The sequence below is a fragment of the Falsibacillus pallidus genome, from assembly GCF_003350505.1.
Classification (GTDB): domain Bacteria; phylum Bacillota; class Bacilli; order Bacillales; family DSM-25281; genus Falsibacillus; species Falsibacillus pallidus.
The window spans coordinates 119,717-131,721 of the sequence record NZ_QQAY01000008.1 but is presented as its reverse complement, the minus strand read 5'-3'; the positions used below and the strand labels follow the sequence as shown (position 1 = coordinate 131,721).

General features: G+C 43.1%; 13 protein-coding genes. 4 read left to right on the top strand and 9 right to left on the bottom strand.

Translation table 11 applies throughout. The annotated features are described in order from the left end of the window. Positions 1–132: 132 nt before the first annotated feature. Positions 133–1,452 carry a Na+/H+ antiporter family protein gene (locus DFR59_RS13270; protein ID WP_114746136.1) on the bottom strand — a complete coding sequence of 440 codons (1,320 nt, stop codon included), beginning with the start codon at positions 1,450–1,452 and terminating at the stop codon, positions 133–135. A 375-nt stretch (positions 1,453–1,827) separates the two neighbouring features. After that, positions 1,828–3,330 carry a leucyl aminopeptidase gene (locus DFR59_RS13265; RefSeq protein WP_114746135.1) on the bottom strand — a complete coding sequence of 501 codons (1,503 nt, stop codon included), beginning with the start codon at positions 3,328–3,330 and terminating at the stop codon, positions 1,828–1,830. Between the two features lie 204 nt (positions 3,331–3,534). Between DFR59_RS13265 and DFR59_RS13260 the strand changes: the two genes are divergently transcribed. Continuing rightward, complete coding sequence (locus DFR59_RS13260; RefSeq protein WP_114746134.1) at positions 3,535–4,014, top strand: divergent PAP2 family protein; 480 nt, start codon at positions 3,535–3,537, stop codon at positions 4,012–4,014. Between the two features lie 4 nt (positions 4,015–4,018). After that, positions 4,019–4,828 carry a cobalamin-binding protein gene (locus DFR59_RS13255; protein WP_114746133.1) on the top strand — a complete coding sequence of 270 codons (810 nt, stop codon included), beginning with the start codon at positions 4,019–4,021 and terminating at the stop codon, positions 4,826–4,828. Between the two features lie 31 nt (positions 4,829–4,859). Here the strand turns inward: DFR59_RS13255 and DFR59_RS13250 are convergent, their stop codons facing one another. The 5 genes from DFR59_RS13250 to DFR59_RS13235 form a co-directional block, all read right to left on the bottom strand. Then, positions 4,860–5,576 (bottom strand): 3D domain-containing protein, encoded by a 717-nt coding sequence (locus DFR59_RS13250; protein WP_114746132.1) that lies wholly within the window; start codon positions 5,574–5,576, stop codon positions 4,860–4,862. Positions 5,577–5,722: 146 nt separating this feature from the next. Further along, positions 5,723–6,040: a YuiB family protein gene (locus DFR59_RS13245; protein WP_245948486.1), complete on the bottom strand. Its 318-nt coding sequence runs from the start codon at positions 6,038–6,040 to the stop codon at positions 5,723–5,725. A 183-nt stretch (positions 6,041–6,223) separates the two neighbouring features. Beyond that, positions 6,224–6,349 (bottom strand): YuiA family protein, encoded by a 126-nt coding sequence (locus tag DFR59_RS20090; RefSeq protein ID WP_425454713.1) that lies wholly within the window; start codon positions 6,347–6,349, stop codon positions 6,224–6,226. 167 nt (positions 6,350–6,516) lie between these two features. Continuing rightward, a complete protein-coding gene (locus DFR59_RS13240; protein WP_114746131.1) occupies positions 6,517–7,002 on the bottom strand; it encodes an NUDIX domain-containing protein in 486 nt (161 codons plus the stop codon). Positions 7,003–7,078: 76 nt separating this feature from the next. Then, on the bottom strand, positions 7,079–8,296 hold the full coding sequence (locus tag DFR59_RS13235) for an NAD(P)/FAD-dependent oxidoreductase (protein WP_114746148.1): 1,218 nt from the start codon (positions 8,294–8,296) through the stop codon (positions 7,079–7,081). Positions 8,297–8,668: 372 nt separating this feature from the next. On the opposite strand from DFR59_RS13235, the gene yumC reads away from it, so the two are divergent. Both yumC and DFR59_RS13225 read left to right on the top strand, forming a co-directional pair. Beyond that, a complete protein-coding gene (yumC, locus tag DFR59_RS13230; RefSeq protein WP_114746130.1) occupies positions 8,669–9,664 on the top strand; it encodes a ferredoxin--NADP reductase 2 in 996 nt (331 codons plus the stop codon). A gap of 153 nt (positions 9,665–9,817) precedes the next feature. Beyond that, positions 9,818–10,459 (top strand): SDR family oxidoreductase, encoded by a 642-nt coding sequence (locus DFR59_RS13225; RefSeq protein WP_114746129.1) that lies wholly within the window; start codon positions 9,818–9,820, stop codon positions 10,457–10,459. A gap of 33 nt (positions 10,460–10,492) precedes the next feature. Here the strand turns inward: DFR59_RS13225 and DFR59_RS13220 are convergent, their stop codons facing one another. Together DFR59_RS13220 and DFR59_RS13215 are read right to left on the bottom strand one after the other, a co-directional pair. After that, entirely contained in the window at positions 10,493–11,338 is an 846-nt protein-coding gene (locus tag DFR59_RS13220) for a hypothetical protein (protein ID WP_114746128.1), read from the bottom strand. 127 nt (positions 11,339–11,465) lie between these two features. Next, the gene (locus tag DFR59_RS13215) at positions 11,466–11,834 is read right to left on the bottom strand and encodes a HesB/IscA family protein (RefSeq protein ID WP_281269362.1); all 369 of its coding nucleotides are present in this window, start codon (positions 11,832–11,834) and stop codon (positions 11,466–11,468) included. Between the last annotated feature and the right edge of the window lie 171 nt (positions 11,835–12,005).

Here is a 12,005-nt window from a genome sequence, read left to right as displayed (position 1 = left end):
AGCTTTCATTCAAGTCGTCTATATATGGAAAAATTTTGAATAGTCATAGGGTTTTCTTACTATCACTGGTTTACGTACCTATTTTTTCTTGTTAACTTGACGGCTATGGAACCTGTCCCCGTGTCCTAAATCTTATAAGATAATGGCTGCAATCCATCCGAAGATGATGAGTGGCAGGTTGTAGTGCAGGAATGTTGGTACGCATGTATCCCAGATATGGTTGTGCTGGCCGTCAGCATTCAGTCCTGAGGTTGGACCTAATGTACTGTCAGATGCGGGCGATCCTGCATCACCAAGGGCACCTGCTGTTCCGATAATGGCAATGGTCGCCATCGGACTGAATCCCAGCTGTACGCATAATGGTACGAAGATGGTCGTGATGATTGGGATGGTAGAGAAGGATGAACCGATTCCCATTGTCACCACAAGTCCGACAATCAGCATCAATAAGGCTGCAAGCGATTTATTATCTCCTATTAAGGATTCTGCTTGCTTCACTAAGCTTTCTACATCTCCTGTGGCTTTTAGCACTTCTGCAAACCCTGAAGCTGCAATCATGACAAATCCAATGAACGCCATCATCTGCATACCCTCAGACAATAGGGAATCCGCTTCATTCCATTTTACGGAACGAGTGATATACAGCACAAGGATTCCAGCCATGGCACCGAATACCATGGAGTCAAACAATAATTGGACAACCAAACCTGCAACGATGGCAAGAATGGCATAGATAACGCCTTTGTTTGAATATGCCGTTCCTTCTGCTGCATAGTCCTGATCAAACTCACTAGAGTAATCTCTTGGTTTTCTGTATGAAATGAAAATAGCAATCAAAAGCCCGACTACCATTCCCGCTGTTGGCAGAAGCATGGCCGTTGGTATATCATTCACATTGATTTCAAGACCGCTGCTCTTCATATTCACAGCGACAATCTCATGGAAGATCTGTCCGAATCCTACCGGAAGAAGGATGTACGGAGCAGTCAATCCAAATGTTAATACAGAAGCTATCAATCTTCTATCCAACTTTAACTCATTCATGACCTTTAACAATGGTGGAATCAACAATGGAATAAAAGCGATATGAATCGGAATCAAATTTTGGGAAAAACAGGACATCAGTAAAATAAAAAAGATAATAAGAGCTTTAGATAAGTTCTTCTTTGTCCTGTCTTCCTTCTTGCCCACTACATTTAAAACAACATCGACCATTAGATTAGGCAGACCGGTTTTGGAAATAGCGACCGCAAAACCGCCAAGAAGTGCATAACTCAATGCGACGCTTGCTCCTCCTCCCAATCCATCGGTAAACGCTTCTACTGTTTTTTCTATACTTAAGCCGCCTGTCAGACCGCCGATCAATGCGCCTGCCAATAAGGCAAACACTACATTGACGCGCAGAAGACTCAATATGAGCATGACCACGACAGCTATTACAACTGCATTCATAACCAGTAACTCCTTTCGAAAAATCAAAATGCTTTAGTTTGGTAAATTGGTAGAGTGATAAAATAACAAAGATAAAGTTAGCACACTACATTTTTAGTGTCAAATAATTAATTTCTATGAAAAATTCGAATATTTTCACCAAATAATTCGACAGAACAAAAGCGCAAGCGCCTCGATCAGCTCCGACCAGCATAAGACGGAACTCGAAGGAAATCCTTATTTCCGTAGAGGTGCGGCTTATGTCTCGAGGGGCTAGGCGCTGGAGCTGGACGTCGACTACCTTGTATGAACTATCCACAAGGTAATATTTAGTAATTTCCTAGACAACAAAAAAACAGGGATCTCAAAAAGAAATCCCTGCTTGAATCGGTTTTATTATTTAATTGGTTCGAATCGTTCCACCAGCAGCGCCAGTGTACGTGTCATCGCTCCTGTTGCTCCTGCTGGACCAAGGTCGTATCCCTTTGTCGTTGTAGCAGTTCCGGCGATGTCCAGATGGACCCATGGAGTGCCTTCTGCAAATTCACCCACAAATGCTCCCCCCATGATCGCATGCCCGTCTCTGCCTGGAGAGTTATTCAAGTCAGCAATTTGGCTTCCACGAACTCTTTCGATGTCTTTTTTCGTATAAGGAAGGCGCCAGATGAATTCTCCTGCCTCATCAGAAGCTTCTAATACCTGCTCGAACAGTTCCTCATGATTTGTAAGGGCACCGGTCTTATCGAGCCCTAGAGCCACGATTACGCCGCCTGTCAGCGTCGCTACATCAATCAAGTATTGTGCTCCATGATGTTTTGCATATGTCATTGCATCTGCAAGTGCAAGGCGACCCTCTGCATCTGTATTGAGGACTTCAATCGTTTTGCCGCTCATTGATGTGATGACATCATCTGGTTTGAATGCCGCACCACTGATCATGTTGTCTGTGGATGGAATGACTGCAACCACATTTTGTTCCGGTTTCAGCTCTCCGATGACTTCCATTGCTCCAAGAACAGCAGCTGCTCCGCCCATATCCGATTTCATGCCGACGATTCCATCTTTTGGTTTGATGGAATAGCCGCCTGTATCGAATGTGATTCCTTTTCCGACAAGACCGATGACATCTTCCCAGTTTTCTTTTCCTTGATATTTCAGGACGATCATTTTTGGCGGTTCTACAGAACCCTGATTGACTGCGAGGAAGGCACCCATACCGAGTTTCTCCATTTCCTCTTTATCAAGGATGTCTGTTTCAAATCCATATTTTTCAGCCAGCTGAATGGCATGACTGGCTAAATCTGTTGCCGTCAGCAAATTACCCGGCGTGTTGACAAGTGTCCTTGCTGAATTCGTGCCTTTTCCATAAGCGTAGCCCACTGCAAGAGCCGCATCCAGTTCCTCTTCTGATGAAGCGGAAAGAACTGTGATGGATTCGATGCGTTTGTCAGGCCTATTGGATTTGCGCTTGTACCCTTCGAATTCATAGGTAGAAAGAGCAAAGCTTTCTGCAAGGGCATGTGCTGCATCCTGCGCCTCAATGCCTTCAGCAAGGAATGTATCCAGCATAACAGAGACATGGCTTTGACCCTGAGATTTCAGTTCCTTGAATACACGTCCGAAAATTTCTTTCAGCAAATCAAAAGTCAGGTCTTTTTCTTTCCCCGTTCCTACAAAAAACAGTCTTTTAGCTTTCACTTTTCCGAATGTATGTATTTTAGCTGTGGACTTGGCTTTTGCTGATACATCACCTGATTTGACGAGCTCCGTCAATTCTCCACTAAAGGCTTCATCCAGCTCAGACAGCAAGCCTTCAAATTTTTCCGGTTTATCTTTTAATCCGACGATCAATACTTCAGATTCTTGTTCAAAAGGATGGATATTCTTTGTTTTAAACATCCCCACATCACCTCCTTCCTCATTATAAAAGAAATGCCCAAATATTTCGAACCCCTAAATTTTTGAATGGCATTTAGATTCTTTTCCCTGTGTTATAATCGATTCAATAAGTTAGAAATTTCTGCATAACCATGCAGTGTTTATGGGTATAGTTAATAAATCCGACTTTCTATTACTGTCTGCTTGAAAGGATGATCTCACTTCATGGATTTACTTACAAACTTTCCATTATGGGCCGCCATTGCCGGCATCTTTTTTGCTCAATTTGTTAAAGTTCCCATTCAATTCATCGCAACCAGAAAGATCGACTGGTCGCTCCTTACCTCCACAGGCGGGATGCCAAGCTCTCACTCTGCAGCCGTAACGGGGCTCGCTACCGGTGTGGCAATTGAATCCGGTCTTGGATCTCCTGTCTTTGCCGTTTCGGCTGTATTTGCCATCATCGTGATGTTCGATGCAACAGGCGTGCGTCGACAAGCCGGGGAGCAGGCCATCGTGCTCAATAAGCTCGCCGCCGATTTTCAGAGGCTTGTGGATGAAGCAAAGCTGTGGCAGAAAAAACCGGCGGAGCAGAGGCAGAAGGAATTAAAAGAGCTTCTTGGCCATAAACCGATTGAGGTTTTCTTCGGCGGCTTGACCGGAATTCTTTTAACCTTGATTCTTTATTATTTTTTCATATGGTGATTTTATGAGATTGATTTCAATTTGCCCCAGCAACACAGAAATATTGGCCTATTTGGATTTGACGAGTCAACTGATCGGAGTCGATGATTTTTCTGATTGGCCCGCTTCGATCAGCAGCCTCCCAAAGCTTGGTCCCGATTTGTCCATTAGAATGGATGATCTCGAAAAGTTAAATCCTGATTTAGTATTAGCCTCACTGAGTGTTCCCGGAATGGAAAAGAATATTGAGGAATTGCAAAAAAGGGACATTCCCCATGTTGTGCTGGATCCGCAAAGCCTGTCTGATATCATCCGCGACATTCGTACAGTTGGAGACCTTTGTGGAGCAAGCGAAAGAGCTTCACAAGTCATTGAAGAGATGGAAGAGGCCATTCAGTCGTGCAGGGATATCAGCAGAACGGTGGAACAGAAGCCTTCGTTATACTGGGAATGGTGGCCAAAACCCGTCTTCACCCCTGGCAAAACGAATTGGCTGACTGAAATAAGTGAATTGGCAGGAGCAGTGAATCTTTTCTCTGACGTGGAATTGGCAAGTGTACAGACCGATTGGGAAGATGTGCTGAAAAGAAACCCGCAATGCATCTGCTTGGCCTGGGTCGGGGTGCACAAGAAGAAAATCAACCCTGCCATCGTTAAGAAACGCCCCGGATGGGAAAAGCTGCGTGCCGTTCAAGAAAATAAAATTGTAGTCTTGGAAGAAGCACTATACTGCCGTCCCTCTCCCCGCCTTCTAGAGGGATTGATACATTTGGCAAAGCTTCTCCATCCAGTGCCGTTCAGTGAGGTAGAACTCCCTTATTCCTTGAAAAAATAAAGCAGCAGGCTGAAGCCTGCTGCTTTTTGTATCATTGATTTTTTACATTGACATATTGCTGCCTGAAAACTTGCATGGCTTTTGCTTCATTCAAGGCAGATAATTCTTTTTCTGTAATTTTGCCATCGCCTTTTTGAACGATATATACATCAAGGCTTTTCTTGCCCCAATGTGCATATACATCCTGGACGGTTTCATAATATAAGTCGAGCTTATTCCCCTTTATGGCAGAACCTGTATCAGCTACAACTCCATATCCATAACCGGGGATGAACAAAATGGTTCCAATCGGAAAGACTCTCAGGTCGGCTGCAACAGTGGAATAGAGATCCCTCTTCACTTTTAACCCTGAATATGTAATTCCATAGCTTGGATTATCCGGATTTTTCCCTGTTGATTCGTATCCGGCGGTATATCCTGTAGCAGTGACTGTCAACTTCGGGTATTTCGACCAATCAAATGCTTCTTCAAGATTAGGTGGATTTCCTTTGACCTCTGCACTAGAAGAAATTTGAGTTTCCCCGGCTGATAAGAAATTGAGCTTTTTAAACGCCAATCCTAATGTTTTATAGCTATTACGTAAATAAGGGCTGATGGTCTGGGATGAAATTCGGCTGTAATCATCGGCCACCCACTCTGAAACCATTTTAGCCTGTACACCGGAAACGGATTGAAATGTAGCAAAAAGAGCTGCCGTAAATAATAGCACCATAAATATTCTTTTTATTGCCGTATTTGTTTTTTTCATATATTTTTTCACTCCTCCCAAAATTATTCCTTTCCCATTCTGAGAGGATTTATTCATTTTTCAGGGAAAAACTGACTAAGTGGAGCACATTCAAACGGCATATTCACCTATTTTCGCATAAAAAAAACACCTTAATGAGGTGTTTGTTAGAACATTCTATAGCCTTTTTTCCTAAGGACAAGCATAGTGATTCCAGACACAATCGCTCCGGCAAAACCGCTTGATAAAATGAGGATATCCGCAGGTGCAAGGGAAACAATCTTTTCTCCCAATTTTTCAAAAGACGGCCCTGCATTTCGGAAATATTCGATGAACCGGACATCATCAATGATCAATATTGTAATGATTGGATAAAAAACAGACATAATCCAAGTCATCCTCAGCAGCATGTTCAATAAGAAACCGATTCCAAAAAATAAGACGAAAAATAAGAGCATGGAAATTGGCAATGTCGCAATCGTCATGACGGTATGTACACCTCCTAAACACTAATGTTAAGTGTACTGAATGTTGCATTTACAGTCAATGACAAACGTTTGACGTTTTTCCCTCTGCCGAAATAAAAAAATTCGCTGCCCAAAATTTTTCTGGAGCAGCGAATGTAGTTATAAATGGGGAGTATTTATGAAAGGTCATTTAACATCCCGTCAGAGATTCTTTTTTCCTGTCCCCCCGCAGCATGGGCACGTTTCTGATCCGCCTAGAACCAATTGAAAATAACCTTTGCCAGAGCAATAGTCGCATTTTTTAACTTTGGATTCGATCATTTTCATTTTCATTGAAGCTCATCTCCTTCGAATGTGTTGTCTTAATTTTCTGATAATATACCATTGCTCCATTCGTTTTGCCAACCTTTAAAATGTGGTGAGATAAGCCAATGTAAACGGATACATAACTTGTTTCTTTTCATTTTCTTCGATTTTCATAAAATTTCAGAACATTACAAAAATAGTTTATATGCCGTATATCCGAACTGATCCCCTGGGTTGATGCCATCAGTCAATTGCTTGGTGTCCCTTAAGGCCTCTTTGGCCATTTTATGTAGAAGGACAGAGGCATTCGGATCTTGCAGCAGAGCATCAGGGTGCATCCACTGAACATCCATTAGTTCGTCGTGCTGAATCTTTATATTTGTATGAAGTGGAGAAAGGGCAAAAAGCAGCATATTATCACTTATTTCCCCTTTTATGACACCTGTACGCAGCCCAATCAACCCATTAAGGCTTGTGTCTATCCCCGTTTCTTCCAGAACTTCTCTCATTACTGCCTCATCTGCTGTTTCGTCGTTTTTCACAAAGCCTGCTGGAAAGGACCACTTCCCCTTAAGTCCGCTGTACTTTTTCTTAACGACTAGCCAGCGGCCATTTTCATCAACAACCAGTCCTGAGACCCCTAGCCAGACATTTCCCCGTTTTGCATCGCCCATTTATTTTCTACCTCCCTAAATATCAAAAAGGCAGAACAGCTGCTGCTGTCCTGCCTTTTATTATAAACGATTCGGCTTAGAAAAATTTGAATTTACCTTTTTTGAATACAAGGCCAGCTCCGCCAACCATGTAAAGCGAACGGTTATCAATAACTTTTTTCATGAAAGAAGCTTTTGTTCCCATAAGCTTTTTGCCGTATACAACTCCGATTGCATCGTCTTCACCCAATGAGCAGACAGTACCTTTGATATCCGGAGTGAATGTTTCCAATTCTTCGTTTCCATGAAGAAGGGCTTTAATGTTGCGAGCCACAGCTTCACCCTGCTGCATTGCAATTTGTGCAGTCGGCGGGTATGGACGGTTGATTTCTTCATTGATGATCAAAGAAGAATCACCGATGACAAAGATGTTGTCATGGCCTGGAGCACGAAGGTCAGGCTGTACTTTTACACGTGCACGCATGTTTTCGATGTCTGCTTTTTCAATGATGTGGCTTCCGCGTACACCGGCTGCCCAGACAACTGTACCAGCTTTGATCTCTTCTGGTTCGTTTTCTCCTTTAGCTACAATGATGCCTTCTGGAGTTGCTTCTTTGATCGCAGTTCCGATTTTGAACTCGATGCCTTTTTTCTCAAGCTTTGCAACAGCATATTTAACTAGTTCTTCGTCGAAGCCAGGAAGTACCATTGGTGCTGCTTCAACACATACCACTCGGACTTTCTGGAAGTCGACATCGTATTCATGGCAAAGCTCAGGGATGCGGTTTGCAAGTTCACCAAGGAACTCAATGCCTGTGAATCCTGCTCCACCTACAATGATTGTCAAACGCTCGTCCTTTTTATGCTCTTCTGTTTGATACGTAGCGAATTGGTATTCAATATGCTCGCGGATTTGACGTGCATTGTTCACACTTGTGATTGTGAACGCATATTCGTTCAAGCCTTTGATGCCGAAAGTTTCAGATTCGCCGCCCAATGCGAATACAAGATAGTCATAATCCACTTCACCAGTGCTTAGGATGACTTTTTTCTCTGCAGTGTTGATATCTTCAACAGTCGCTTGGATGAATTCTACTTTATTTCGGTCGATGACAGAACTTACATCATAGCGTACACGGTCATGATGAAGAGTTCCTGCGGACGCTTCATGCAGCCAAGTTGTTTCATAATGGTAATCGTTCTTGTTAACCAAAACGATTTCTGCTTCGTTGACCCCTACAAGCTTCTGTAGACGGGTAACTGTCATTAAACCGCCGTAACCTGCACCTAAAACTACAATTTTAGCCTTTTTCAAATGAATCACTTCCACCTTTTGAATTTGTTGTGTGATTGATGCTATTAGCATCCACCGCCACACCAGATTTTATTTGTTTAATTTTCCGCACCAAAGTATGTGATGCACTTCACGAATGATAATAAAAAAATGCACGAAAAATGTCATAAAATAATTACATAATGCCTCCATTACATATTATTCTTTTTAGTATTCTTTTTCAAGATATATATAGGAAATAACAAAAGATAAGAATATTATGAAAAACCACTCAAATCAATCCGTCTTTTTAACTGATTTTTCTAAATATTAAAAGCGTTCATGGCCACTCTTTTTATTTAATATGATAAAATATAAGAATAAAATTTGAAGGTTCGAATTGGAGGGAGCTCATTGAAAGAAGATCAAAAAATATATGATATTACGATTATCGGAGGCGGTCCTACAGGCCTGTTTACTGCGTTCTACGGGGGAATGAGACAGGCATCCGTAAAAATCATTGAAAGTCTTCCACAGCTGGGTGGCCAGCTATCTGCTCTGTATCCCGAAAAATATATCTATGATGTGGCAGGATTCCCTAAGATCCGCGCACAGGAATTAGTCAACAATCTAAAAGAACAAATGAAAAAATTCGAATCGACCGTATGCCTGGATCAGTCTGTTGAAGAACTTGAAAAGCAGGCAGATGGGGTGTTTAAGATTACCACAGATAAAGAAGTCCATTACTCCAAAACCGTCATAATCACAGCGGGGAACGGCGCATTCCAGCCACGCAGGCTCGAACTCGAAGAATCCCAAAAGTATGAAGGGAAAAACCTTCATTACTTCGTTGATGATCTGCAAGCCTTCGCCGGTAAAAAAGTCGTCATTTGCGGCGGCGGGGATTCTGCTGTCGACTGGGCCCTGATGCTGGAACCGATAGCTGAAAAAGTGACGATCGTCCATAGACGGGATAAGTTCAGAGCACATGAACATAGCGTAGAAAATATGGAGAACTCTAAAGTAGAGGTCAAGACTCCTTTTGTCCCTACTGAGTTAATCGGGGATGAAGAAGGCATTAAACAGCTTGTTCTGGAAGAAGTGCGCGGGGATGAAAAAGCCGTCATTGATCTTGATTCTTTGATTGTAAACTTCGGTTTTGTATCCTCACTTGGGCCAATCAAGAATTGGGGACTTGAAATCGAAAAAAATTCCATTGTAGTCAACTCCAAAATGGAAACTAACATCCCTGGCATTTATGCTGCAGGAGACATCTGTACATATGATGGGAAAGTAAAACTGATTGCCTGTGGATTCGGAGAGGCTCCTACAGCCGTCAACAATGCAAAAGCGTACATGGATCCAAAAGCAAGGATTCAGCCGATGCACAGCACCTCTATGTTTGAATAAATAATTTTCTAAACGCTGCCTGTATACTGGCGGCGTTTTTATGTCTTTTTTTTCCCTTCGATTGCTTTAGCTCATCGTACATATCCTCTTGTTTAATTAAAATCGCAAAGGGTACACAAACTAATAGAGACTTTATAGAAAAGGGTGATAAATATGAACGTACTTGTAATCGGAGCAAACGGAACAACCGGCAGAATGGTCGTGAAAAATCTAGCGGATAGCAGTAACCATTTGGTCAAAGCCATGATTCGAAAATCGGAGCAGACAGAAGAGATGGAACAGCTGGGAGCTAAACCAGTGGTTGCAGACTTGGAACAGGACTTTGAATATGCTGCTGAAGATGTCAACGCAATCATCTTTGCAGCTGGATCCGGCTCAAAGACAGGTCCTGAAAAAACGACTTCTGTTGATGAAGAAGGGGCAAAGAAAGCGATTGATATTGCCAAAAAGAAAGGAATCGACCGTTTCGTCATGCTCAGTTCCATGGGAGCAGACACTCCATCTGCCGGTTCAGAAGGGATGCAGCACTACTTGCATGCAAAGCACAGCGCCGATGAACATCTGAAAGCAAGCGGATTGAAATACACCATTGTCCGGCCGGGAGCTTTAACCGACGACGCTGCATCAGGGAAGATCCAGGCAGCTGAAAAAATCCAAGACCGAAATACGGATATCTCACGTGAAAACGTCGCAAAAGTCCTCGTGGAATCGTTAAACATGGAAAATCTTCATTATAAAACGTTTGAGATCTTGAACGGTGACGTAGAAATTCACACCGCATTGAAGAATTTATAAAAAGGGTGGCCATTGGCCATCCCTTTTTTAGTTCTATCCATTATACCTGATACAATGATCTTGGTTCATCGATTCAAAGTTCCGGAACTCTCCTGGGTTCCATCCGTTCTGCAACGCATAACGGTCGGATTCAAAAAGGCCGCCAAAGCCTCCTCCAGTAGATCCTCCACCCGGAAAGCCCCCTGGCATTTGTCCCTGGCCCATTCTGCCCTGAGGACTTCCACCCTGCGCCCCTGGCATTTGACCGAACTGTCCAAATGGACTGCCTTGCGCGCCTTGACCCATTCCTCCAGGCAGACCGCCTTGGCCGCCAGGCATCTGGCCGATTTGTCCCATTGGTCCGCCTTGACCCATGCCGCCCGCTTGACCGCCTTGGCCCCCAAACATCTGGCCGAACTGTCCCATTGGTCCGCCTTGCTGTCCACTTTGACCACCCTGCTGGGCACCTTGTGCGCCACCGGAAGCCTGACCGCCCTGCTGGCCCTGACCGCCGGAAAATTGGCCAATCATTTTTTGCAGCTCTTGCATTGAAGGAGGTTTTGCCTGCTGTCCTCCGTCTTTCTTTCCGCCACCGTCGCCAGAGTCCTTTTTCTCACCTTTTCCTCCATTGCCCCCATCCCCTTTAACCTTAGGAGGCGAATCGAGATTTTCAGCCTTTTGGATATCTTTAATGTTGGATTGATTCAACGTTAACTCGGGAAAACTCAGAAAAACAGCGGTGCCATTATTCTTATCAACCTTAATGAGAAATACTTCCTTTTGGGCATTATTTGTATAGGTCAACTTCGTCCATTTATATAATTGAGGCTTTAAGTCATCCGCAGAATTCAGACGGGATTCACCCCAAAATGCAGCTGACTGATATGGATGAATGAACATTCTTCTCTCCCCTTGAAATGAAATTGGCATTCACCCATATCATATGCATGATACTTGCCCGGATGTGAAATGCGAATACGAAAAAACGCGTGGATCCAATAAGTGGAGCCACGCGTTTTTTATTTTATTAGCAATTTTCCGGTGAACCGGCATTCTTAGCCGTCCTGAAAGATGATCCACACCCGCAGGATGCGATGGCGTTTGGATTATCGATCGTGAAGCCGCCGCCCATCAAGGATTGTTTATAATCAATATTCGTTCCTTTAAGGATCGGGGCATCTTGTGAACTGACCAATACTTTTATTCCGTAATAGTCATGTTCGATATCGCCTTCTTTTTTCTCATGATCAAATCCCATTCCATAGGACAGGCCGCTGCAGCCTCCTCCATTGACAGATACCCGGATGTAGGAACCTTCTTCTTCATTTTCTTTAATCATGTCTTTTATATGAAAAGCTGCTGCTTCCGTAATATTGACAACTTGCTCTTGTTCCAAAAGAATGCACCTCCCAACAAGTTCTTTATTCTCAGTATATACCCTATGCTTTGAACTCTCAACAATCCTGTATTCTTTGAAAACATTTCTAAATCATTCCTTCTATATAGTTCTTTTTACCCTCATTTGATGTATAATAGATTCAACTAATAAGACAAAAGAACGATGAAT